We start from the raw sequence: 21605 nt of genomic DNA on the forward strand, positions 1-21605 counted from the left end.
AAAATAGCACCAAACTGGCACAGTTCAATGAGCCAGAATAGACCAATAATAGACACATTGATCCTCAATCCCAAGCCCAGACAGACGACGATGTATATCCCCGCACACTTCAATGAATCCCGACCTGAACCACTGCACGAGCTGATCGCCCAGCATCCGTTGGGCATTCTGGTCGCCAATGGCAAAAGTGGTTTAAGTGCGAATCACCTGCCCTTCATGCTGCATCCCAAAGAAGGCGCACAAGGGGTATTGCACTGTCACGTCGCCAGAAACAACCCCGTATGGCAAGACCTGGAGAACGGCGACGAAGTGATGGTGATATTCCGAGCAGGGGACGCCTATATCTCTCCGCAATGGTTTCCCAGCAAGCTGGAAACACATAAGCAAGTCCCGTCCTGGAACTACATCGTGGCCCATGCCTATGGGCAGGTGACGATACGCGATGAGGAACGCTATGTTCGCGGTGCCGTGGCGCGCTTGACCCGCATCCACGAAGCCAGCCAGCCCGTGCCCTGGAAGATGACGGATGGGCCCAAGGACTATATCGACGCCATGCTCAAAGCCATCGTCGGGATTGAAATTGAGATCACTAGCCTGATCGGCAAAACCAAGCTCAGTCAGAATAAAGAGGCTCGGGATGTGGAGGCGGCATCAGCAGCCTTAATCCGCCAAGGGGACGATTTCATTGGCAGCGCGATGCAGGCGGTGGCAGCAGAAAAACAGGTGCAGGAGAGCAAGGCCTAGAAAAACCGCTCCCCTGCAACGAATAAGCTTAGGTTTATTGTTTGAGCCCTGAATGAGCCTGTGAGACTCCCCAAGGTAGCAACGTGCTCAGGCAGCGGCCTCGGCCACGGCCTTACGCACAGCCTCGCGCGCGCCCACCCGCTCCAGATAGGCACTTAGTTTAGGGAATTGGCTCATATCAACGGCATCCCCCTCTAGCCAGCCACCCACGGTGTACAGATACGCATCGGCCACACTGAATTGCTCGCCCAACGCCCAGGGACCAACAATCAAGGATTCCAGATAAGCCGCACACGCCGTCATGTTTTGCGGCACCTTGGCGCGCATGGCTTCTTCCACAGCAGGATCATCGACCCAACGAGAGCCACGACGCTTGTGCGCGTGAGCCACGTGCACCGTGGATGCCAGGTAGCTGTGCAGCTCCTGCATACGAGCGAATGCAAAAGGATCATTCAACGGTGCCAGCTTGGCAGCCGGAAAGCTCTGTGCCACAAAAGCCAGCAAAGCCGGGGTTTCTGTCAATGTTCCCTGCTCTGTCACCAGTGCCGGAACACGCCCCTTGGGATTGACACGCAGAAACTCCGGGCTTTGCTGTTGATTGGCACCAAAATCCAGCTTGACCACATCAAAGTCTGCCCCTGCTTCATGCAGTGCAATATGAGTGGCAAGCGCGCAGGTCCCTGGCGCGCAATAGAACACCCAACGAGACATATTGATCCCCTCTTGTGTTGTAAATGAAGGGATTATTATGACCCTAAAGCGTTGTTGAGCAAGCAGAAAACAAAAAACCCAACAGCCGTTACGCTGTTGGGTTTCTTGGGATTTCTTGGTGGAGTCGGGGGGAATTGAACCCCCGTCCGCAAGCCGTCCACAGACAGTTCTACATGTGTAGTCAATTAATTTTAAGTTTTAACCTTGGACTATGCCAATTGACAGGCCTTTCCTTGGCGATCCACTAAGTTTTAGAACCGGACTACGTGGCACAGGCCGATTCGATTCTTTGTAAATAACACTGCTGTAGGTTGCCCTACCTAACCCAAAGACAAATTAGTGCAGTGGCCCAGCCTTAAGCGGCTAGAGCGAAACGCTCGTCGTTGGCGTTTGTAGTTTTCCAGTGGATTTACGAGCGTACTGGTGCTCGACACGCCCTGTGCTGCTTCTTGACCCACGTCGAAGCCATGTCGACCCCATGTGGATTAGTAACCATACCACATCGGCTACAAAATGTATAGCGCCTGGTGCTAGAATAACCGTCTTCCGCGCTCTGGCTGAGTCCTCGCCAGGGCGTTTTTCACGTACGTCACACCTACCCTTTTGTCTGGAGTCGCTTTCCATGACCCATCCCGCCAGTCAAGCCAGAGGCCCGTTAGGCTTTATCCTGCACGGCAGTCTTGTTACTCAAATTGTGATCGGTTTGATCGCCGGTATTTTGTTGGGGCACTTTGCACCGGCAGCTGCGCAGTCGATCGCCTTGCTGGGCCAATTGTTTGTCTCTGCCTTGAAGTCGGTAGCACCGATTCTGGTGTTTGTGCTGGTGATGTCCTCTATCGCCAATCAAAAAGCTCAGTCCTCCAGCCGCATGGGCCCTATTTTGCTCTTGTACGTGATGGGCACCTTTCTGGCCGCACTGGTTGCCGTGATCGCCAGTTTCGCCTTCCCCGTCAAACTCAAACTGGATCTGGCCGACACCACACTGAATCCGCCCAGCGATATCACCGAGGTGCTGCTGGATCTGTTGACCAATATTGTGGTGAACCCGATTGATGCCTTGCTTACCGCCAATTACATGGGCATTTTAGCGTGGGCCATTGCCTTGGGCCTGGCCTTGAAACATGGTTCACAAAGCTCTCGTGACCTGCTCACTGATATGGCCAACTCGGTCTCTTCCCTGGTACGACTGGTGATTCGCTTTGCGCCGTTGGGGATCTTTGGTTTAGTGGCTGTAACCGTTGCAGAGTCTGGCTTTGATGCCCTGCGCCAATACGGCCTGCTGCTGATCGTGCTGGTAGGCTGCATGTTGGCGGTGGCCCTGATCGTCAACCCCCTGATCGTATTTGCCAAGTTGCGTCGCAACCCCTACCCGCTGGTCTTTACCTGCCTGCGTGAAAGCGGCATCACGGCTTTCTTCACCCGCAGTTCTGCCGCCAACATCCCCGTGAACATGGCATTGTGCGAACGTCTGGGGCTGAATAAAGACACGTACTCCGTTTCAATTCCATTGGGTGCCACCATCAATATGGCTGGCGCTGCTGTCACAATTACGGTGCTGACACTGGCCGCTGTACACACACTGAACATTCAGGCTGACCTGCCCACTGCCCTACTGCTCAGTCTGGTGGCCACAGTTGCGGCCTGCGGTGCTTCTGGCGTGGCCGGTGGCTCGTTGCTGCTAATTCCATTAGCATGCAATATGTTCGGCATTACCGACGATATCGCCATGCAAGTTGTGGGCGTCGGTTTTGTGATTGGAGTGGTGCAAGACTCAGTCGAAACGGCGTTGAACTCCTCGACGGATGTGCTGTTTACTGCCGCAGCCACACTTGAACCTGGCCGTGCCTGATTTGACACCTTGACGCACAAGGGGCCAGCCAGTCAGGCTGGCTTTTTTTTGTATGTAATCCGAACCCGATTGCCTCAGCCCAGACACCAGTCACCGTACTTTGGGGTGTGGGCATCTGCCAGATGCTGCGCAGTCAGGTGCTTATCAAGGAGTCTTCGTGGATGTAGCCAGTCTTTCTCTGTATATCGTTGCCGTCGCGGCTGTCACCGTCATTCCGGGACCGACGATGCTGCTGGCCCTGAATAATGGCGCTCATGGGGGAAAACGAATCGCGGCCTGCGGTATTGCGGGTGCAGCGCTCTCGGACCTGATTCTGATCGCCGCCGTAGGCGGTGGACTGGGAGCACTGCTGCTTGCCTCTGAACAACTCTTCTCGGTCGTAAAATGGATCGGTGCGGCCTACCTGCTGTACCTGGCCTATGGACTGTGGCACGCCCCTGTCCGAACCATCCAGACAGGAGCTCCCTTGAGCAATACCCTGTCAGGTCGCACCGCCTTCCTACGCTCCTTGCTGGTGGCTTTATCCAACCCTAAAGGATTACTGTTCTTCTCGGCTTTTCTGCCACAATTCATCCGCCCAGAAGAGGCCATTGCAGCCCAGTACATCACACTGGCACTGGTCACGGCCCTCATTGATATTGCCCTGATGACGGTATACGCCGTAGGCGGTCATCACGCCATGCGGCTGCTTTCTGGCCAGGCCATGCGTTGGTTAAACCGGGGCTGCGCAGGCATGCTGGCAGGTCTGGGGATTGCTTTGAGCTTGTATCGACGCAGCAACTCCAACTAAGGCTCACAACGCTTTGCAAGGCAAGAAGGGACCTGAACTGGTCCCTTTTTCTTGTGTGGCAACCCGGCCTTGCCAGCTACGAAGCTGGCCCATCACCATCCATGACGCAGCAGCAACAGGCAAAACGACAAAGCACAAAACCGGACCAGATACCTGCACCCGGCACCATGTTCAGGCCGATGGGATCGTATATCATCATTCAGGTGGCCACCCCGAATGCCCTGCTACGGTTTCAATGTCGCCATATCCTCACGAACTCCGGTATACCAAGGCTTAGCGCCTGGACCGGTATGGTTTTCCACTTAGCCCGATGCAACAAGGAGTCAAGATGAAGCGTATCTATTTAGCGGGTCCTGACGTGTTTTTCAGCGATGCCGCCGAGCGTGCCACACTGCACAAGCAATTGGTACGAGACTTTGGCTTCAAACCCTTGCATCCCGTTGATCAGGAAGAAATCGAAGCCTCCTCCATCTATCATCACAATATCCGCCTGCTGGATCAGGCCGATGCAGTACTGGCCAATATCACGCCCTTTCGAGGTGCGGAAATTGATACTGGCACCGCCTTTGAAATTGGCTATGCCGTGGCTCAGGGTTTGCCTGTTTTCACCTACCGTTCTACCGCCGATACGGTTCTGGATACCGTGCGCGAACACTACAGCCCGGTCGTACTGGACCCGGCCACCCAGATATGGCGCGATCGTAATGGCGCACTAATTGAGGATTTTGGCCTGCCCTCGAACTTGATGGTGGCAATCAGCACGGAGTTTGTACATGGCACGTTTACCGATGCCTTGATCGCTGCGCAGGACTATTTCAAAGCCATCGGCTGATTCACACGCAGAGAAAGTTCTGCTTAGCAATCAAGGATAAACTCTCAAACAGGCTTGAAATTAAACGAACCCCAGCGAAATTAAACGCCGTAGATTCTCTGGTAGGATGAGGCCTTGAGACCTACAAGCAATACCCACGAGCTGCATAATAAGCCCCCCGCATCACCCGCTTTTCTTGACTCAAAAAAACAGGGCTACGCCCAGTACCATGCCAGACACCAGCAACATCTCTTTTCTTGACCGCGTACGCGCCATCCTTAGTGACCTCCCCGCTTCCGAGCGACGTCTGGCCCAATTCACACTGGATTTTTCGGGGGATCTGTCCAGCTACAACGCCTCGGAGCTGGCCAGCCTGGCCCAAGTGTCCAATGCCACGGTCACACGCCTGATCCGCCGCCTGGAATACGCCAACTACGAAGCGGCACGCAAACAGATTCGCTCGGAAAGAACAGATGATTCTTTCACCCCCGTCAACTCGCCTCTGTCTCCGGGTGAGACAACCTTGCACTCGCACCTGCAGGAAAGCTATAGCAAGCTGGGCAACACCTACCGGCATCTGTCCCAGTCGGCACTACTGGAAGCCAGCCAGGCTATCAGTCGTGCGCGGCAGGTTTGGCTGATAGGTTTGCAGGCAAACTACTTTCTGGCCGGGCATTTCCATTGGCATTTGTCCAAGTTCATGCCGGGGGTCAGACTCATCCCCGGAGCAGGTCAGACAGTCTCCGAATACCTGACTGACATCCAGCACCAGGATGTGCTCATTATTTTTGATTTGCATCCACGCGCCAGCCCAATGCCGGAGCTGATCCAGCACCTGGAAGCACGCTGTGCGGACATCGTGCTGATCACCGACCAGGATTACAAACAGCGGCCCAAGACCCGCTGGTCCCTACCCTGCCAGCCCGGACGTGAACAGTTACCTGATAATTCGGTGGCCGTTGCCAGCCTGTCCCATCTTCTCCTGTCCGAAGTACTGAAAGTGCGTGGTGCCGACCGCCGCGATGAATCGGCACAAGAGCTTGCCGCCGCTGAAGCGCTGTTTTGAGCAAAAAAAGCGCGTTCTTTTGAATCTCTGCGACCGACTCAGGGCAGGAGAGGCAAATCTTGTACCTGCAAGGATCCTGCGTCATTTACTTCCCCTCGCCGATTGAAATATCGCATTCTTTTCCTCACACGATATAAGACCACCTTCCTCCCAAAAAAAACCAGCATCGCTTGTCGATTACGGCGCAATGCCGTGCCGCCGTCCAGCCAAATCAAGGCTCCGAAACCAGAGCCTTCGCCCCCCATCTACGACCAAAGTCGCCTATTGGGAAACGTTGATTCGTTCTATACATGCTGTACACAGAGCGCCCGCAAGCGCCAACTCTCTGTACACGCCGTGTTTAGAGAGCCTCGATGCCAAGAATCATCAAACCCCATAAGGAGACATAAGAATGAGCTCAGCCAATACTGTCGTGACGGCAGTCACCCAGCACCCTGCCTATCAAGAGCTGCTTAGAAAACGCAACCGCATGAGTCTGATCTTTTTCGGCTTGACCGTGATTGTGTACGCCGGTTTTATCCTGACCCTGGCCTTTGATCCCGAACTGTTCAGCCGCTCCGTTGGCGCCATGACCATGACCATCGGCGTACTGAGCGCTGTCATTGTGCTGCTGAGCGCCGTCGTGCTGGTGTCCGCCTTCGTCTACATTTCCAACAAGGTGTATGACCCCTTGCTGGCTCAAATCATGAAGGACGTGACATGAAGACATTCCTTCTGAGCCTGGGCCTGTTCAGTCTGGCCAGCGGCAATGCCATGGCGGCCTCGCCCGGCCAGGCCAATACCTCTGCCATTGTCATGTTCCTGATCTTTATTGCCGGGACTATGGGCATTACCTGGTGGGCGGCCCGCCGCACACGCACCACGTCAGACTTTTATACCGCCGGTGGCGGTTTGACCGGCTTTCAAAACGGCCTGGCCATTGCCGGGGACTATCTGTCCGCCGCCTCCTTCCTGGGGATTGCAGGCATGGTGTACGTCAGCGGTTTTGACGGCATGATTTACGCCATCGGTTTCATGTTCGGCTGGCCGGTTGTGATGTTTCTGATTGCCGAGCGCCTGCGCAATCTGGGCCGCTACAACTTTGCTGACGTGACCTCGTTTCGCCTGTCCCAGAACCCCATGCGGATTCTGGCGGCCAGCGCCTCGCTGCTGATCATTGCCCTATACCTGATCGCGCAAATGGTAGGCGCCGGCAAACTGATCGTGCTGTTGTTTGGTCTGGACTACAACGTGGCCGTTGTCATCGTAGGCTCGCTGATGATGATTTACGTCACCTTTGGCGGCATGACGGCCACCACCTGGGTACAAATCATCAAAGCTGTCCTGATGCTGTTCGGTGCGACGCTGATGACGATTCTGGTTCTGGCCGCTTTCTACTGGGATGTCGATGCCATGCTGGCCGCAGCCGTGGAAACGCACCCCACCGGGCACGCCATTCTTGAGCCCGGCGCTGCCGTCAGCAGCAACCCGCTGAACGTGCTGTCCCTGGGGATTGCGCTGGCCTTCGGTACCGCTGGCCTACCCCATATCCTGATGCGTTTCTTCACCGTGGCCGATGCCAAGGAAGCTCGCAAATCCGTGATCTACGCCAGCAGCTTTATTGGCTACTTCTACCTGCTGACCTTCATCATCGGTTTCGGTGCCATCGCCTTGCTGGTCAAGCACCCCGAGTACTTCCAGACTGGCCCGGATGGCTCTTTCAACATGCTGACCAATCTGATTGGTGGCACCAATATGGTGGCGGTTCATCTGGCCAATGCCGTAGGCGGCAACCTGTTGCTGGGCTTTCTGGCAGCGGTAACCTTCGCAACCATTGTGGCTGTGGTCGCAGGCTTGGCTCTGGCTGGTGCCGCAGCTATTTCGCATGACTTGTACGCCAACGTCATCGCCAAAGGACGCGCAACCGAAAAAGACCAGATGCGCATTTCGCGTATCTCCACGGTGGTGCTGGGTGTACTGGCGATTTTGCTGGGCATTATTTTTGAGAACCAGAACGTCGCCTTCATGGTGGGCCTGGCCTTTGCCATTGCCGCCAGTGCCAACTTCCCGGTTCTGGTGCTGTCGATTGCCTGGCGTGGCTGCACCACACGGGGCGCCACGATTGGCGGCTTCCTGGGTCTGGTCACCGCCACAGTGTGGGTGGTCTTGAGCAGCACGGTGTGGGTGGATGTATTCGGTTTTGCCGAGCCCATCACGCCTTTCCCTAACCCTGGCATCCTGTCCATCCCGCTGGCTTTCTTCTCGATCTGGCTCTTCTCGACCCTGGATAACAGCGCCCGCGCTACCCAGGAACGAGAAGCCTTCGAGGCTCTGACCGTACGCAGTCAAACCGGCATTGGTGCTGCCAGCGCCAGCGCTCACTAAGGCTTTTACGCTGATTTGATCAGCATGCAGGAACAGAAAACAGGGCATTTCGGTGCCCTGTTTTTACGAATGTGCAGCTCATCCTGACAAGCACTATGACAGAAACGTGAACATGGCATAATCCTCACATGAATGAACTGCTCATTGCTGACGATCACCCGCTGTTTCGTGAAGCATTACGAGGCGTCGTAGCCAGCCTGTTTCCCGGCACGGCCATCTACGAAGCGGATCGCATCTCCAATTTATATCCCCTGGTCGACGACCATCCGGACGCCGATCTGCTCTTGCTGGATCTGGATATTCCAGGGGCAATCGGGTTCAGTGCGCTGGTTCATTTGCGCGCAACCTATCCCTCCCTGCCCATCATTCTGGTCACCGCCCATGAAGAAGCCCGCTTCATGCGCCGCGCCATGGATCACGGCGCCATGGGCTTCATCCCCAAATCTATTGACTCCCACACCCTGGGCGTGGCCTTGCAGGTAGTTCTGGACGGCGGCACCTGGCTGCCAGAAATCGGCTCTTGTGCCCCTGGCATCAGCCTGGACGAACGCGAAGTGGCCGCGAAATTGCGCGAACTGACCCCACAACAATTCCGCGTGCTGCAAATGCTCAGCACAGGCCAACTGAACAAGCAGATTGCCTACGAGCTGAACGTCTCGGAGGCCACCATCAAGGCTCACATGACGGCTATTTTGCGCAAATTGGGTGCCTCCAATCGTACCCAGGCCGTCTTGATGGCCAGTCACCTTGGCCTGAACCAGGATGAGCCCCAAGACGCTAATACGTTTTAATTTGGGCGGCCAAAAAAGCGCGCAACGAAGCGGGCTTGACCGGTTTGGTCAGCACCAGGTAACCATATTGCCGAGCTGCCGCTTTCAACTCATCACTTCCATCGGCCGTCAACAAAGCACCTTGCGCATGGGGCAAATGCAAGCGCAATAATTGCAGTGCCTGCAAGCCGTCCAATCGATCATGCAAGTGGTAATCCACCAGCAAGACATCGGGATACAAGTCGATTTTTTCCAAAGCACCATCGACCGTATTGGCGGTAATGATTTGCGCTCCCCACCGACCCAACAGCACTTCCATACCCGCCATAATATCCAGATCATTATCCAGGCAAAGTACCCGCAAGCCCGTCAAGGGCAGGCCGTCTGCAGGCTTGCTGGACTCGTTATTTGGATAGCTGCCAGGTTCGGTAGCCTGGCTCAAGGGAACACGGATGGAAAACATGCTGCCGCGCCCCACTTGGGATCGCACATCCAGCGTGTGTCCCAACAGGACGGCAATACGTTGGCAGATAGACAAGCCCAACCCAAGGCCACGACCATCCCAATCGAAGGCTTGCTCATAGCGATGAAACTCTGCATAAATCTGCTGAATATGATGAGACGGAATGCCCTGTCCTGAATCCCAAACCTGAAACTCCAGTTCCTTACCCCGAACCCGCACACCAAACACCACCCTCCCCTCCTGCGTATATCGCAAGGCATTGGCCAGGAAATTTTGCAGCACCCGACGCAGCAAGCGATGGTCGCTATACACCTGCAAAGGTCGTGCATGAACCCGCAGTTGGATACCACGCCGAGCCGCCATGGCCGCATATTGATCCGCCAAATGCTGCAGCAAGTGCTGAACATCGATCACGCCCAAATCCGGCTTCAAGGCCCCAGCATCCAGACGGGAAATATCCAGCAGACCCTCCAGCAATTCTTCCGCCGTACGCAAAGAAGTGTCGACCCGCTCGGCCAGATTAGGCATCTCTGCAAGGTCGTGAGTATCGCGCAATGCCGAGGCAAACAGACGCGCCGCATTAATCGGTTGCAGCACATCATGGCTGACCGCCGTCAGGAAACGGGTACGGGACTCCTGGGCTTTTTCCGCCTCTTGTGTACGCACCGCAACGCGCTGCTCCAGGCTATCATTCATTTCGCGCAATTCGCGCTCCACGCGCTTGTACTGCGTGATATCGCTATAGCTGGTGACGTAACCGCCCCCCGGCAAAGGTCGCCCCCGCAGCTCGATCACCTGCTTGTCATTCAACATGCGTTGAGTCACATAGGAAGAGCCTTCGCGCATGAACTGAATACGACGTTCTATGGCTTGTTCCACCCCTATGCTTTCCACGCCATCGACCTTGCCCCGCTCGGCATTAAAGCGAATCAGGTCCGCCACAGAGCGGCCCACATACAGCATGCTGGATGGATAATCGAACAACTGCTGGTAGCGCTGATTCCAGGCAACCAGACGCATGTCCGCATCCACCACGCTGACGCCCTGATCAATATTTTCCAGCGTAGCCAGCAAAATATCCCGATTGAAGCGCAGCTCCTGCCCCGCCTCGTCCAGTACGGCCATGATGGCGGCCACTTCCATGCCCGAACCACGCAAGGCACTGGTCAGCACCAAACGCGCAGACGCCGCCCCCACCGCTGCCGCCAATAGCAATTCGGTGAAATGCACCCAGGCACTATCAGCCCGCAGACCAGGTTCCAGCACTTGCTTGACCTGCCTGGCCTGCGTCTCAAAAGCACGACGCGCCATTTTTTTGCCGACAATCCGTTCCGCTAATACCAGTAAATCGTGTACCGACAGATCCCCATAAGAATGCCGGGCCGCCAGCGTCTGTCGCTCTGCATAAGGATCCAGAAAAGGCTCGGCACGCAAACGTTCTCCCAAGCCCGGACGTCGACGCCACGAAACCCACAAAAATGCGCTGATATTGCACAGCAAGGACCAGAAAGTGCCATGCGTCAGCGGGTCCCAGCCTTCTACGCCAAACAACTGATAAGGGCGCAGCCAGGACAGTCCCAAAGGCCCTTGATGCAACCAGTCATCTGCCAACAAACCAACCTCGGTCAGCGTTGGCAGGAGCAAGGTATAAACCCAGATGGCAAAGCCCAATAAAAGACCGGCCTCCACCCCTTGCCGACTGGCACCGCGCCAATACAAGCCACCGATCAAGCCCGGCCCAAACTGCGCGACCGCCACAAAAGCCATCAAACCGTAGGCAGCCAAGGTCGTGTCGCTGCCGCTGAGCATGTAATAGCCGTAAGCCACACCGGCCAGCGCCATGATGGCAACACGACGTATCCATAACACCGTGGAAGCGACTGTGCTTTGCTGGTATTGCGCCCAACCTCGGCGCAGCAACAAGGGCATCACCAAGTCATTACTGACCATGGTCGAGAGCGCTACGCTGGTCACAATCACCATGCCGGTTGCTGCCGAAAAACCGCCTATATAAACCATCAAGGCCAGGCCCACCTGGTTTTGCGACAAGGGCAAGGCCAGCACAAAGCTATCGGGTGCCACCCCCTCGCCCCCGACACCAAACAAGCTGACACCTGCCGCAGCAATGGGCACAACCATCACGCTGACCAGCACCAGATACGCGCCGAACAACCAGCGCGCCCGCCGTATATCCACCACATCCCCACATTCAACAATGGCCACATGGAATTGACGGGGCAAGCAAATAATGGCGGCAAAAGCCAGCAAGGTCTGCCCGACAAAGCCCACGGGGGGACTGTTCTCGAACAAGGTGGTGACCGCTCCCACCATATTGAGTTCGGCCTCCCCAAACCAGCGAAACGCGAACACACCAACGGCAACCAACGCCACCAGTTTCACCACCGACTCAAACGCCACTGCCAGCATCAAGCCCGGTCGATGTTCAGTGGCATCCACTTGCCGTGTTCCAAACAGGATGGCAAACAAGGCCATCAAAACGGCAACATACAAGGCCGGATCACCTAATAGGCCCACATGAAATTCCGTCCCTGCCAGCACACTCAAACTCAAGGCGACCGCCTTGTATTGCAGGGCCAGATACGGAACGGCAGCCACCACAGCAATCCCCGCCACCATCGCCGCCAAACGCTGCGAACGCCCATAACGACTGGCCATGAAGTCCGCAATGGACACCGTATTCTGGGATTGAGCCACCAGCGCCAGGCGTTCAATAATCCGCCAGCCAAACAGCAGCATCAGCATGGGGCCTAAATAAATAGGCAAAAAACCAATGCCATAGCGCACGGCCGAGCCGACCGCACCATAAAAGGTCCAGGAAGAACAGTACACAGCCAAGGCCAGGCTGTAGACCGTGGGTCGAAGCCAAGGGCGCTGGGTATACAAAGGATTCCTGTCTCCGAACCAGGCAATGGCGAACAAGATGGCGGCGTAAATCAAGGAAGCCAACACGACCCAAGCTGGCGTCATCTGCACTGTCTCCTACTTTGGTATAACGCGATGATTTTTCTCGTGATTGTAAGTAATACTAGGACAGTTCCTGCGGGATCTGGCCATGGAAATCTAGGGCTTATCCCCTATACCCAATTTGAATTTCAAGGCAGATATCCTGGGGCAAGCAGCCGCCGCAGCATCATGGGCCACGGTGAAGATCACCTCACCTACCAAACAGCCCGACACGGTGCCTGTACCCCTGTCGTCATGCCGTATCAAACGACCGCAGCAAAACGATGCGCAAGCGGTATTCAAGCCAGCGCTGCATCACCTGTTCGGACAAGGATTTTTCGTCCGACATCACAAGTAGAAATAGAGCGTTTGAAAGCAAAGAGCATCTGCTCCGGCCCAGAGCACATCTATCACCCAACACCAGAAAAACGCCCCGACAAACAACTATCTTTCATCATCACGCGGGGCACATTAAAGGAGGCAATATGAAGCACTCAACATTGAACTTTGACCGCTACCCCCAGCAGCCGCATGGTGGGACGCTGGTCAACCAGGTCGTCCCGGAAGATCGCGTCAAGGACGAGATCGAACGTGCGCGCTCCCTGCCCAGCATCCGCGTGGATCTGGAGGCGGTCATCACCATCGAGATGATTGCGACCGGGGTGCTCTCTCCCAACAAGGGCTTCATGAACGAGGCCGACTACAACTCCGTGCTCAAAGAGGGTCGTTTGAGTAATGGTGTGGTGTGGCCTGTGCCCTTGAGCTTTGCTCCCATTGGCGATCGCAACCGCGACATTATCAAAGACCTTTCGGTTGGCTCTGAAGTGGCGCTGACCAATAGCGACAACGAACCAGTTGCCATCCTTAGCATCGAGGACATCTTCTCCTACGACAAGGAGCAGCGCGCCCAGCAATTGTTTGGCACGACAGACAGAAACCACCCCGGTGTGGATTCCATTTACCGACGCATGGGCGATGTGTCCCTGGGCGGCACCTTGCACCTGCTGCAGCGTGTGGACTGGGGCCCATTCGAGAAACTACGGCGCGAACCCAAGGACACCTGGCATCTGTTCTACGAAGAAAAGAAATTCAATTCCGTGGCGGGCTTTATCACCGGCGCGAATCCACTGCACCGGGGCCACGAGTACATTCACCGCAACGCGCTGGAGGGGATTGATGGCCTGTTCCTGCAGCCACTGGTAGAGATGGCCAAGCGTGAATACGTGCGCCATGAGTTCCGCATGATGGCCTACCGGAACGTGCTCGATACCTACTACCCCAAGGACCGCGCCATCCTGTCACCGTTGCGTGTCACCTATATTTTTGCGGGTCCGCGCGAAACCATTTTGCATGCCCTGATCATGAAGAACTACGGGTGTACTCACGCCCTGATTGGGCGGGATCACGCCGGGATTGGCAGCTACTACGACAAGTACGCCAGCCACAGCATTTTTGATCAGTTCAGCCCCAAGGAAATGGGCATTGATGTGCGCCTGTTCCACGAGGTGTTTTACTGCACACGCTGTGCCTGCCATGCCACTTCCGAGACTTGCCCGCACGATGATCGCTTCAGGCTGACCATCTCCGGCACGGGCATTCGTGAGATGCTGCGTCACGGCATCATGCCGCCCAAGGAGATTTGCCGCCCCGAATCCATCCTGCCCGCCATGCAAGGCGTGCAACCCAAAGGTCTTTGCGAGGAAGGCGAGGCGATTCAGCCCGTCAGCAAGGTGATCCAGAGCATGTTCCCCTACTACACCCAGTACACCCGTCTGGGCGGGGCCAAGCGCAGCGAACCGCTGGATCCATCTCAACTGACGGTGCGTGATCTAGAAATCGCCAGTCACGACGTCCGACACCATGCGGGGGATATTTATAACGGCGTGTACACCGAGTACAGCGCCGTAGTGGACCACAACCGCAGCATGCAAGCGGCCTGGATTGAAGATGCCCGTGCTGCCTTGCGCTTTCAGCAAGAGCGTCTGATCAGCGATCTGGAAGAAAAACAGCAGCAAGCACCGGAAGAGGCCTCGGACGAGTTCATGTATCAGGACAAGCAAGAGGTCGTGCGGGAACTGCATTCAGCCCGCAGCTTACTGGACGATATTCCGGCGGTGATCTCTGCCAAGCAATTGACCACACGTACCTGGAACGTCCTGCCCTACCAGCGCTATCGTGGGGCGGATAAGGAATAAGGCGGTATCTTGCTACACCGTCCTGCTTGGATTGAGATCGGGCAGGACGGCCCGTGGCAGATGCCTATCTCGATGATGGAAAACCATGTGAGCGAGCAACTCCAGTGACCGCTAATGCCGCGACAAGCAGCACCAGCACACTCCACGGAAAGGCAGACACGCTGAAGGTTTCAAGCAAAATGCCGCCGACAATTCCGCCACCAGCAATAGCGATGTTCCAGACCGTCACCATCATGGACTGCGCTACGTCGGTGGCTTCCCCTGCCGTCTTGGCCAAAGCCGTTTGAAAGAGCGTCGCCGAACCACCAAAGGCTAGCCCCCAGACGGCGACAGACGCGTAGACAGCAGCCGGTACGTTGCCGACAAGGCCAAGTGCCAATGCGGCAAGCGCGAACAAGGTCGTGCTGATCAGTACCAGTTCACGCAAGCGGCGGTCGATCAACACACCCACAATCCAGATGCCCAGTAACGCAGCGACGCCAAAAACCAGCAGGACAAGATCGATCCGATCCGCGATGCCAACCGGGACGAGAAAGGGGGCTATGTAGGTGTAGAGGATGTTATGGGCCAGCACATAAACTAGCGTGACAAACAGAATCGGCCGAATGCCCGGTAAAGTAAAAACCGTCCTGAGTGCAAACCCCTTTCCGCGTGCTTGTCCTGGAAAGTCCGGCACCTTGGCAATCACCCAGACCACGAGAATCACCGTCAGAATGCTCATAAGACCAAAAGTCACGCGCCAACCCCAAGCCGCACCCAGAAAAGTGCCGGCCGGAATGCCCAGGGAAAGTGCAATCGGCGTACCTGCCATGGCGATCGCGATGGCGCGGCCCTTCAGGTGCTCGGGCACCATGCGGGCCGCATAGCCGGCCACCAAGGCCCACAACAGTCCTGCAAATACACCAGCAAAGAAACGGGCGACAAGTGTGATGGTATAGCTGTCAGAAACAGCCGTCACCGCATTGACAACAGCGAAGCCGCTGATGGCGATCAGCAACAATGGCCGACGCCGCCAACTCTGCGTAACCGCCGTCAATGGAATCGCGGCAAGCAGTGAGCCAATCGCGTAAATAGTGACGAGTTGGCCAACCAAGGCCTCGGATACCGTCAGGCTTTGCGCCATCAGAGGCAACAAGCCCGCAGGCAGAGCTTCGGTCAGGATCGTGATGAAGGCTGCCATCGCCAAAGCCAGCAAGGCAGGCAGCGGCAGACGGTCCTGATTACTCACAGGGACCTGATTGCACTCCTGCAAGCAGGCCGAGCGGTTCATAGAGGTAGAACTCATCGTCCAGCCTCCAAGGCACCATAGACCGCATCACGCAAATCGGTGACGAAGCGGCCGGACATCCCCTCGTACAAGGTATTGGTGAAGGCAACCACAGCGAGCCTTTGCGCCCGATCGACGAACCATGAGTGACCGTAGGCTCCGCCCCATCGCCAGGTTCCATTGGACTCGGGCGACGCTGCCTGCGTCCGGTCGCGCAGGACCGAAAAGCCCAGTCCAAAGCCAAACCCCGGCATATCCGGCAGTTCATAGCCATTCGTCTGGTCCCGCCCCATTTCCGCGACCATGTCGCTGGGTAGCAGGCCGCCGCCTCCTTGACGCAAGGCTTCCAGCAAACGCAAAAAGTCGCCTGCCGTACCCGCCATGCCCGCTCCACCGGAAGCAAATGCCTGCGGATCGAAGATGCGCGCAGGACTATAAGGAATACCCACCGCCCCCTCAAAAGGCGAGACCGTTTCGCCTTCTCGCAGTGGATGCGCTTGAGGCGTGCCATTCACATAGGGGGTCGCCACGCGTTGCACATCCCGCACGATAAAAGCGGTATCCACCATGCCCAGCGGACCCGTCACAAGCTGGCTCACCGCCACATCCAAAGGCGCGCCATATACCTGCTCGATCAAGGCACCCAGCACGTCGATTGCCAAGGAGTAGCCCCAAGCTGTTCCTGGCTCGTACAGGAGCGGCACAGTGGCGATGCGACGCAGGTTCTCCTCCAGACTGATACCAGTGGCATCCATGCCGTCCGACACACCCGCCCGTGCATAAGGCCCCTGCGCATCGGCCTCAAGAAAGCGATAGCCCAATCCGGCCGTATGGCTGAGCAGTTGCCGAACCGTGATCTGCGCAGGACGACCGTCAGCTAAACTCAGCCGGAATTCAGGCAGCCACGGGTGAATACTGTCATCAAGCCCCATGCGTCCTTGCGCCACCAATACCAGTGCGGCGGTGGAGACAATGGGCTTGCTCACGGAGGCCAGGCGAAAGACCGTATCCACCGTCATCGCACGACGACTTTCATGGTCGGCCCAGCCGTAAGCCTGGTGATGGATCAGCTTGCCATCGCGGGCCACCAGCACGACCGCACCGACCAGGCGGCCTTGGTCCAGTGCCTGTTGAGCTATGGTCTGTACACGGGGGGAAAGATGCGCAGGCGGGGCGTCGGCGCATCGCGTAATTACGGAAGTCATTACAGGTAATTCCTTTCATCAGTGGACCCAAACGTCATGATAGAAAGCCTGAAATTAAAGAAAAAGTCAGGTAGAGTTCCGTGTTAAGCGGAACTTTATGTCCGTAATTGAGGGGTGATGATGGACAGTCTCAACAGCTTCGTGGTGTTCGTCCAAGTGGCTGAAGTGCGCAGCTTCGTTGCAGCTGGTCGGCTGCTGGGCGTGTCGGCCTCTGCGGTTGGTAAGAGTGTGGCGCGGCTGGAGGAAAAGCTGGGTGTGCGCCTGTTCCACCGTAGCACTCGCAGTGTCTCGCTGACAGCCGAGGGCTCGCTGTTCCTGGAGCGCAGCCGCCGCATCCTTGCCGAAATCGAGGCGGCAGAACAGGAACTGTCGCAGGCGACGACTATGCCGCATGGCCGGTTGCGAGTCAGCCTGCCTTTAGTCAGCTCGCTGTTACTGCCCGTGCTCGGCGAGTTCATGCGCGAGTACCCGGAGATCGAGCTGGACCTGGATTTCAGCGACCGGCTCGTTGAGGTGATCGAGGAAGGTTTCGACGCCGTAGTCAGAACGGGCAACCCAACTGACTCGCGCCTTTCCGCTCGTCGGCTTGGCTCTTTTCGTTCGATGTTGGTCGCCTCACCCGACTATCTGGCGCGGCAAGGAATACCCAAAGTACCTGCTGATCTGCTGAATCACACCTGCCTGCACTACCGCTTTCCCAACAGCGGCAAGCTGGAGCCGTGGGCCTTGCACCGCGCGACCGATGAGCCCGAACTGACGCTACCAACTTCGATGATTTGCAACAACATCGAGACACGCGTGTGCTTTGCCGTGCAGGGTTTGGGCATCGCCTATCTGCCAGAATTCTCGATCAGCGAGCCTCTGGCAGATGGGCGGCTACAAACCGTTCTGGACGACTATGCAGAACGCACTGGCGTTTTCTACATCCTCTGGCCTGCCAGCAAACATCCTTCGCCCAAGGTCAGAGCCTTCGTCGATTTCCTGTGCGCCCGTGTGTTTCCGGCTGTTCTGGACACGTCTCAAACCCAAGCCCGCCGCGTGAGCGGCCAATAAATGCCCACCCTCGATCCGCTCCACTTCCCACGCCTGCACTGCCGCACACCGTTGCGATGCCCCACCCCTGCCCTAGGGCGGACTTTTGACGCGCGCCTGAGCGTATATTGACCTTGTCTCAGCCATTGCTAAACCTGCTGTATAGAGCTTCGACTCAGTGCGACACATGGCGCACTGACAGCATCTCGGACAAAAAAAGCCCCTGATCTACTTGAGATCAGGGGCTCCATTTCTAGCAAAGTCAGCGGATCGCCAAGCTTTGGCCGTTTATCGCGGGCGGCCTAACAGACCTCTTCCAGATTGGCCTCGTTCACCGGCATCAGGCGGCGGTAGAAAGTAGGCAGAGCAAACAAGGCGCCATGAAGATCAGCGTTGTAGAACTGCAGAGAATCCTGATTCTCGCTGCTCATGCGCTGTTCCAGACGTTCCTGGATTTGCTCGGCGCAGAACGCACGCGGGTTCAACTCGTCGGAAGCAATCGCCAGCCCCCAGTAAGAACCGTACAGCGGAATATGCAGACCGTAACCATGCACCTGCGCAAACACGCTGGCCAGGGATGCGCTCAGGTTCTTGACCTGCTGGCTTTCGTGGAAAGGCGAACCCAGGTGCAAGACCAAAGCACCACCGCTTGCCAGCGCGCGTTTGCAGGACTCAAAGAACGCAGCGGTGTACAAAGGACCAGCCGGCGTTTCGGGGTCGGTCAGATCCAGGTAAATCAGATCAAACCGCTCCTGTGTATTGGCCAGAAATTTCGCGCCGTCTTCAATCTGAATCTGCACACGCGGGTTATCAAAGGCCCCCTTATGAATAGACTGCAAGTGCTCGCGAGCCACCTCGATCACTTCGCCATCCAGCTCAACCAAGGAGACTCGCTCCAGGCTGGGGTACTTCAACAGTTCTTCCAGGGCACCACCATCACCACCGCCCACAATCAAGGCGCGACGTGGATTGGGGTGTGCCATGGCGGCCGGGTGAATCAGACCCTCGTGGTAGAAGAACTCTTCGGCCTCGGAGGTCATCATGCAGCCGTCCAAGCGCAAGGTCGTACCCAGAGTTTCAGACCGCAACAACTCCAGACGCTGGAAAGCAGTCTGACGCTCCAGCAAACGTTCGGTAAAGCGAAAGCCGTACAAGGCATCCTGGTTCAGGTTTTCCGTCAGCAGTTCGCCTGCATGAGCCGGGCCATCGGCCTCGCCACGCCACAAGCGATTACGCTGGGCCTGGCCGGGCTTGAAAGCCTGCTCAATACCGTTAATCAGGCGGGTCGCCTTGCCAGAGTTGTCTTGCATGAAGTTGCAAACATACACGTCCAGCGTCACGCCGTCGCGCTCTGGCCAGGTATGAATGGCTAAATGAGACTCCGCCAGCAGCAGGACACCGGTGACACCACCGGGCTGCCCTTCAAACTCGGGAAATGCCTGCCACTCTTCACCAACAATCGTCAGCCCAGCATCGATCGTCTGCTGGCGGCAAAAATCAGCCAGTTTCTGGGCATCGATCAGCAGCTCCGGGCTGCATGCACATTGGTAAAGGTCTGCGGTCAAGTGCAAGCCTTGCATAATCGTGTGCTCCTTTAACGGATTTTGCGCTCCCTACCAACGAGATGACCGCAACATAAAAACTTCAAAGCGAGGTGCACCTGAAAAGGCGATCACCTCGCTTCATCGAAAAGAGGGCAAATTGTACCTTATATCAAACTTAAATATATGAAAATAACCCTATTTTAGGGAAGATTAAGGTATATACGACGCGGAAGGCAACAAAACCAATTCCATGACCAAATGTGCGCCTGCCCCTGGGTGATCCTTGAAGTACACCCTGCCCCCGTGATGCTGGACAATCGAGCGCAAAATGGACAAACCCAGACCACTGCCTTGCACCTGTTGGCCGGGCAGGCGATAGAACTTGTCAAACACTTTATCTTTATAAAGAGGATCAATACCCGGGCCTTGATCCAGGACGTCGATACAGGCCCAACCCGTTTGGCCAGGCCGCAAACGCAAGGTCACCACCGTATCCGCATCAGAGTACTTCAAGGCATTTTCCAAGGCATTGCGCAGCGCCACTAGCAAAGGAACCACATCCACTCTGGCCCACATGTTGTGCGAAGGTAAATCCAGGCAAATACGGTGGCGCTGTTCATTGAAAGAGCGCAGGCTCAGGCGCAACACCGCACGCAAATCTGACGTGCGCCACTCCCGGCTGCCAACCCCTTCATACTCGATGCGATTTAAACGCGTCAAATCGTCGAGCAGCACATCCACCCCTCGAACTTTTTCTCGTAACTTCATGTAAATTTTGCCAGCCCAGGCTGACGGGGTGGACTCTAACTGCAGCAATTCAATGTAGCCGCTGATGGCCGCCAGCGGAGAGCGTATTTCATGAGCGGCCACTGCAAAACAGTCTGCCCGGTCCCGTTCTTTTTGCATTTGTGCGCTGACATCACGAATCATCAATAAAGTGGCCGTAGCGGGAGCTGGCGCAGCATAGGAGTGAAACTCCAGCGCACGCCGGCGCTCACCTTCGCCATCCCGGTGCATACAATAAAAGGGATGATGGGCGCGGTAAATAGCCTGGCTAATTCCAGGCAGCAAATACGCTAAATCGGCCTGCAGTCCATTTTCAAGACGTTGAAAAAAATCCAGAAAGTCATTTGTGTGATTGACTAACTCCGGCATACCCAACAAGTTGCGCATGGCCCGATTACAGCCCTGCAGCATCCCGCTGGAATCAAACATAGCAATCGCATCCGGCAAGGCATCGAGCATTTGCTCCGAACAATGCGATCTTTCATAAGTTAGCCTGGGCCATTTAGGAACACTCGCTTGATTAAACAAGCGTTGCCCCATTAAAAAACTGGTAAATAATGTGAGCAACAAGCCAATCCCCTATTTCTGCCCCAAAACAAGCACTGTGCCTGCCTCAGTGCGTTCTCAATCGCCATGCCGCCAAAGATCAGGCCCCGAAACTACGCCTGCTTTTTTTTGGGATGGGATTATCGACACGCCGATATCCTGCATCGGCCTGGGTGAAACAAACGATCAATTGCCTAATAACTTTATTTCATTACCAATAAGAAAAATGGCGGGAAAGGTATCATTAATTTTAAAAAGCCTGGCTCCAAAATGACGCGCCATACTGCTTAAAATCACAAACAGCCGTATCATAAGACGCACAACGCTGATTGTAGAAAACGAGGAGACTTGCATAAAATAGATTCCTATTTATTTCATAAAGGCAGGCTGGGATCAAGGTCAATACCAACAAAAAACACTAGGGTGCAAACACCCTGATTTCCTGGTTTGGCAGCCCCGTCACGATCCCGGACACCTATTTGTTGCGCTAGAGGACAA

At 56.0% G+C, this 21605-nt stretch carries 18 protein-coding genes and 1 other RNA gene; 11 read left to right on the forward strand and 8 right to left on the reverse strand.

Annotation, left to right across the window (positions count from 1 at the left end; translation table 11 throughout):
* Positions 1-90: 90 nt before the first annotated feature.
* A complete protein-coding gene (locus AC6I6N_RS06000; protein ID WP_094197149.1) occupies positions 91-744 on the forward strand; it encodes an FMN-binding negative transcriptional regulator in 654 nt (217 codons plus the stop codon).
* A gap of 87 nt (positions 745-831) precedes the next feature.
* Here the strand turns inward: AC6I6N_RS06000 and AC6I6N_RS06005 are convergent, their stop codons facing one another.
* Together AC6I6N_RS06005 and ssrA are read right to left on the reverse strand one after the other, a co-directional pair.
* Positions 832-1455 (reverse strand): glutathione S-transferase family protein, encoded by a 624-nt coding sequence (locus tag AC6I6N_RS06005; protein ID WP_094197150.1) that lies wholly within the window; start codon positions 1453-1455, stop codon positions 832-834.
* A gap of 116 nt (positions 1456-1571) precedes the next feature.
* Positions 1572-1933, reverse strand: a transfer-messenger RNA (tmRNA) gene (gene ssrA, locus AC6I6N_RS06010).
* A 144-nt stretch (positions 1934-2077) separates the two neighbouring features.
* Here ssrA and sstT point away from each other — a divergent pair.
* The 7 genes from sstT (at position 2078) to AC6I6N_RS06045 (ending at position 9126) form a co-directional block, all read left to right on the forward strand.
* Positions 2078-3304, forward strand: a complete 1227-nt coding sequence (gene sstT / locus AC6I6N_RS06015; protein WP_094197189.1) for a serine/threonine transporter SstT — start codon at positions 2078-2080, stop codon at positions 3302-3304.
* Positions 3305-3461: 157 nt separating this feature from the next.
* The gene (locus AC6I6N_RS06020; protein WP_094197190.1) at positions 3462-4094 is read left to right on the forward strand and encodes a LysE family translocator; all 633 of its coding nucleotides are present in this window, start codon (positions 3462-3464) and stop codon (positions 4092-4094) included.
* Between the two features lie 328 nt (positions 4095-4422).
* Positions 4423-4926 (forward strand): nucleoside 2-deoxyribosyltransferase, encoded by a 504-nt coding sequence (locus tag AC6I6N_RS06025; RefSeq protein WP_121739156.1) that lies wholly within the window; start codon positions 4423-4425, stop codon positions 4924-4926.
* Between the two features lie 208 nt (positions 4927-5134).
* Positions 5135-5971 (forward strand): MurR/RpiR family transcriptional regulator, encoded by an 837-nt coding sequence (locus AC6I6N_RS06030; protein ID WP_094197193.1) that lies wholly within the window; start codon positions 5135-5137, stop codon positions 5969-5971.
* A gap of 391 nt (positions 5972-6362) precedes the next feature.
* Positions 6363-6674, forward strand: a complete 312-nt coding sequence (locus AC6I6N_RS06035) for a DUF485 domain-containing protein (RefSeq protein WP_497943309.1) — start codon at positions 6363-6365, stop codon at positions 6672-6674.
* Positions 6671-8335, forward strand: coding sequence for a cation/acetate symporter ActP (gene actP, locus AC6I6N_RS06040; protein WP_108727694.1), 1665 nt, complete (start codon positions 6671-6673; stop codon positions 8333-8335). Before AC6I6N_RS06035 ends, actP begins: the two co-directional genes overlap by 4 nt.
* A 128-nt stretch (positions 8336-8463) precedes the next feature.
* Positions 8464-9126 (forward strand): LuxR C-terminal-related transcriptional regulator, encoded by a 663-nt coding sequence (locus tag AC6I6N_RS06045; protein WP_497943310.1) that lies wholly within the window; start codon positions 8464-8466, stop codon positions 9124-9126.
* Here the strand turns inward: AC6I6N_RS06045 and AC6I6N_RS06050 are convergent.
* Positions 9113-12556: a hybrid sensor histidine kinase/response regulator gene (locus tag AC6I6N_RS06050; protein ID WP_497943311.1), complete on the reverse strand. Its 3444-nt coding sequence runs from the start codon at positions 12554-12556 to the stop codon at positions 9113-9115. The genes AC6I6N_RS06045 and AC6I6N_RS06050 overlap by 14 nt on opposite strands.
* 30 nt (positions 12557-12586) lie before the next feature.
* Here AC6I6N_RS06050 and AC6I6N_RS06055 point away from each other — a divergent pair, with 30 nt between their 5' ends.
* Together AC6I6N_RS06055 and AC6I6N_RS06060 are read left to right on the forward strand one after the other, a co-directional pair.
* Positions 12587-13021, forward strand: a complete 435-nt coding sequence (locus AC6I6N_RS06055; RefSeq protein ID WP_159063945.1) for a hypothetical protein — start codon at positions 12587-12589, stop codon at positions 13019-13021.
* Positions 13018-14727: a sulfate adenylyltransferase gene (locus AC6I6N_RS06060; protein WP_094197198.1), complete on the forward strand. Its 1710-nt coding sequence runs from the start codon at positions 13018-13020 to the stop codon at positions 14725-14727. The genes AC6I6N_RS06055 and AC6I6N_RS06060 overlap by 4 nt, the downstream gene beginning before the upstream one ends.
* A 64-nt stretch (positions 14728-14791) precedes the next feature.
* On the opposite strand, the gene AC6I6N_RS06065 is transcribed toward AC6I6N_RS06060, so the two are convergent.
* On the reverse strand, positions 14792-16012 hold the full coding sequence (locus AC6I6N_RS06065; RefSeq protein WP_497943312.1) for an MFS transporter: 1221 nt from the start codon (positions 16010-16012) through the stop codon (positions 14792-14794).
* Entirely contained in the window at positions 16009-17199 is a 1191-nt protein-coding gene (locus AC6I6N_RS06070; RefSeq protein ID WP_497943313.1) for a serine hydrolase domain-containing protein, read from the reverse strand. Before AC6I6N_RS06070 ends, AC6I6N_RS06065 begins: the two co-directional genes overlap by 4 nt.
* A 120-nt stretch (positions 17200-17319) precedes the next feature.
* Here AC6I6N_RS06070 and AC6I6N_RS06075 point away from each other — a divergent pair, with 120 nt between their 5' ends.
* Positions 17320-18252, forward strand: coding sequence for a LysR family transcriptional regulator (locus tag AC6I6N_RS06075; RefSeq protein WP_497943392.1), 933 nt, complete (start codon positions 17320-17322; stop codon positions 18250-18252).
* A 281-nt stretch (positions 18253-18533) separates the two neighbouring features.
* Here AC6I6N_RS06075 and speE read toward each other — a convergent pair whose 3' ends face one another.
* The 3 genes from speE to AC6I6N_RS06090 all read right to left on the reverse strand — a co-directional run bounded on the left by speE (position 18534) and on the right by AC6I6N_RS06090 (position 21461).
* A complete protein-coding gene (gene speE / locus AC6I6N_RS06080; RefSeq protein WP_108727698.1) occupies positions 18534-19811 on the reverse strand; it encodes a polyamine aminopropyltransferase in 1278 nt (425 codons plus the stop codon).
* A 174-nt stretch (positions 19812-19985) separates the two neighbouring features.
* Positions 19986-21020: a sensor histidine kinase gene (locus tag AC6I6N_RS06085; RefSeq protein WP_497943314.1), complete on the reverse strand. Its 1035-nt coding sequence runs from the start codon at positions 21018-21020 to the stop codon at positions 19986-19988.
* Between the two features lie 273 nt (positions 21021-21293).
* Positions 21294-21461 (reverse strand): hypothetical protein, encoded by a 168-nt coding sequence (locus AC6I6N_RS06090; protein WP_497943315.1) that lies wholly within the window; start codon positions 21459-21461, stop codon positions 21294-21296.
* Positions 21462-21605: the final 144 nt, after the last annotated feature.

This window comes from Alcaligenes sp. LTN-3, assembly GCF_059735605.1.

Excerpts from the sequence above, each read along its gene's own strand:
- AC6I6N_RS06070 (WP_497943313.1), bottom strand. The coding sequence starts at position 17,199 with ATGACTTCCGTAATTACGCGATGCGCCGACGCCCCGCCTGCGCATCTT.
- sstT (WP_094197189.1), top strand. The coding sequence starts at position 2,078 with ATGACCCATCCCGCCAGTCAAGCCAGAGGCCCGTTAGGCTTTATCCTG.
- AC6I6N_RS06000 (WP_094197149.1), top strand. The coding sequence starts at position 91 with ATGTATATCCCCGCACACTTCAATGAATCCCGACCTGAACCACTGCAC.
- AC6I6N_RS06065 (WP_497943312.1), bottom strand. The coding sequence starts at position 16,012 with ATGAGTTCTACCTCTATGAACCGCTCGGCCTGCTTGCAGGAGTGCAAT.
- AC6I6N_RS06035 (WP_497943309.1), top strand. The coding sequence starts at position 6,363 with ATGAGCTCAGCCAATACTGTCGTGACGGCAGTCACCCAGCACCCTGCC.
- AC6I6N_RS06050 (WP_497943311.1), bottom strand. The coding sequence starts at position 12,556 with ATGACGCCAGCTTGGGTCGTGTTGGCTTCCTTGATTTACGCCGCCATC.
- AC6I6N_RS06085 (WP_497943314.1), bottom strand. The coding sequence starts at position 21,020 with ATGCTCGATGCCTTGCCGGATGCGATTGCTATGTTTGATTCCAGCGGG.
- AC6I6N_RS06055 (WP_159063945.1), top strand. The coding sequence starts at position 12,587 with ATGATTTTTCTCGTGATTGTAAGTAATACTAGGACAGTTCCTGCGGGA.
- AC6I6N_RS06030 (WP_094197193.1), top strand. The coding sequence starts at position 5,135 with ATGCCAGACACCAGCAACATCTCTTTTCTTGACCGCGTACGCGCCATC.
- AC6I6N_RS06060 (WP_094197198.1), top strand. The coding sequence starts at position 13,018 with ATGAAGCACTCAACATTGAACTTTGACCGCTACCCCCAGCAGCCGCAT.
- AC6I6N_RS06045 (WP_497943310.1), top strand. The coding sequence starts at position 8,464 with ATGAATGAACTGCTCATTGCTGACGATCACCCGCTGTTTCGTGAAGCA.
- AC6I6N_RS06090 (WP_497943315.1), bottom strand. The coding sequence starts at position 21,461 with ATGCAAGTCTCCTCGTTTTCTACAATCAGCGTTGTGCGTCTTATGATA.
- speE (WP_108727698.1), bottom strand. The coding sequence starts at position 19,811 with ATGCAAGGCTTGCACTTGACCGCAGACCTTTACCAATGTGCATGCAGC.
- AC6I6N_RS06075 (WP_497943392.1), top strand. The coding sequence starts at position 17,320 with ATGGACAGTCTCAACAGCTTCGTGGTGTTCGTCCAAGTGGCTGAAGTG.
- AC6I6N_RS06025 (WP_121739156.1), top strand. The coding sequence starts at position 4,423 with ATGAAGCGTATCTATTTAGCGGGTCCTGACGTGTTTTTCAGCGATGCC.
- AC6I6N_RS06005 (WP_094197150.1), bottom strand. The coding sequence starts at position 1,455 with ATGTCTCGTTGGGTGTTCTATTGCGCGCCAGGGACCTGCGCGCTTGCC.
- actP (WP_108727694.1), top strand. The coding sequence starts at position 6,671 with ATGAAGACATTCCTTCTGAGCCTGGGCCTGTTCAGTCTGGCCAGCGGC.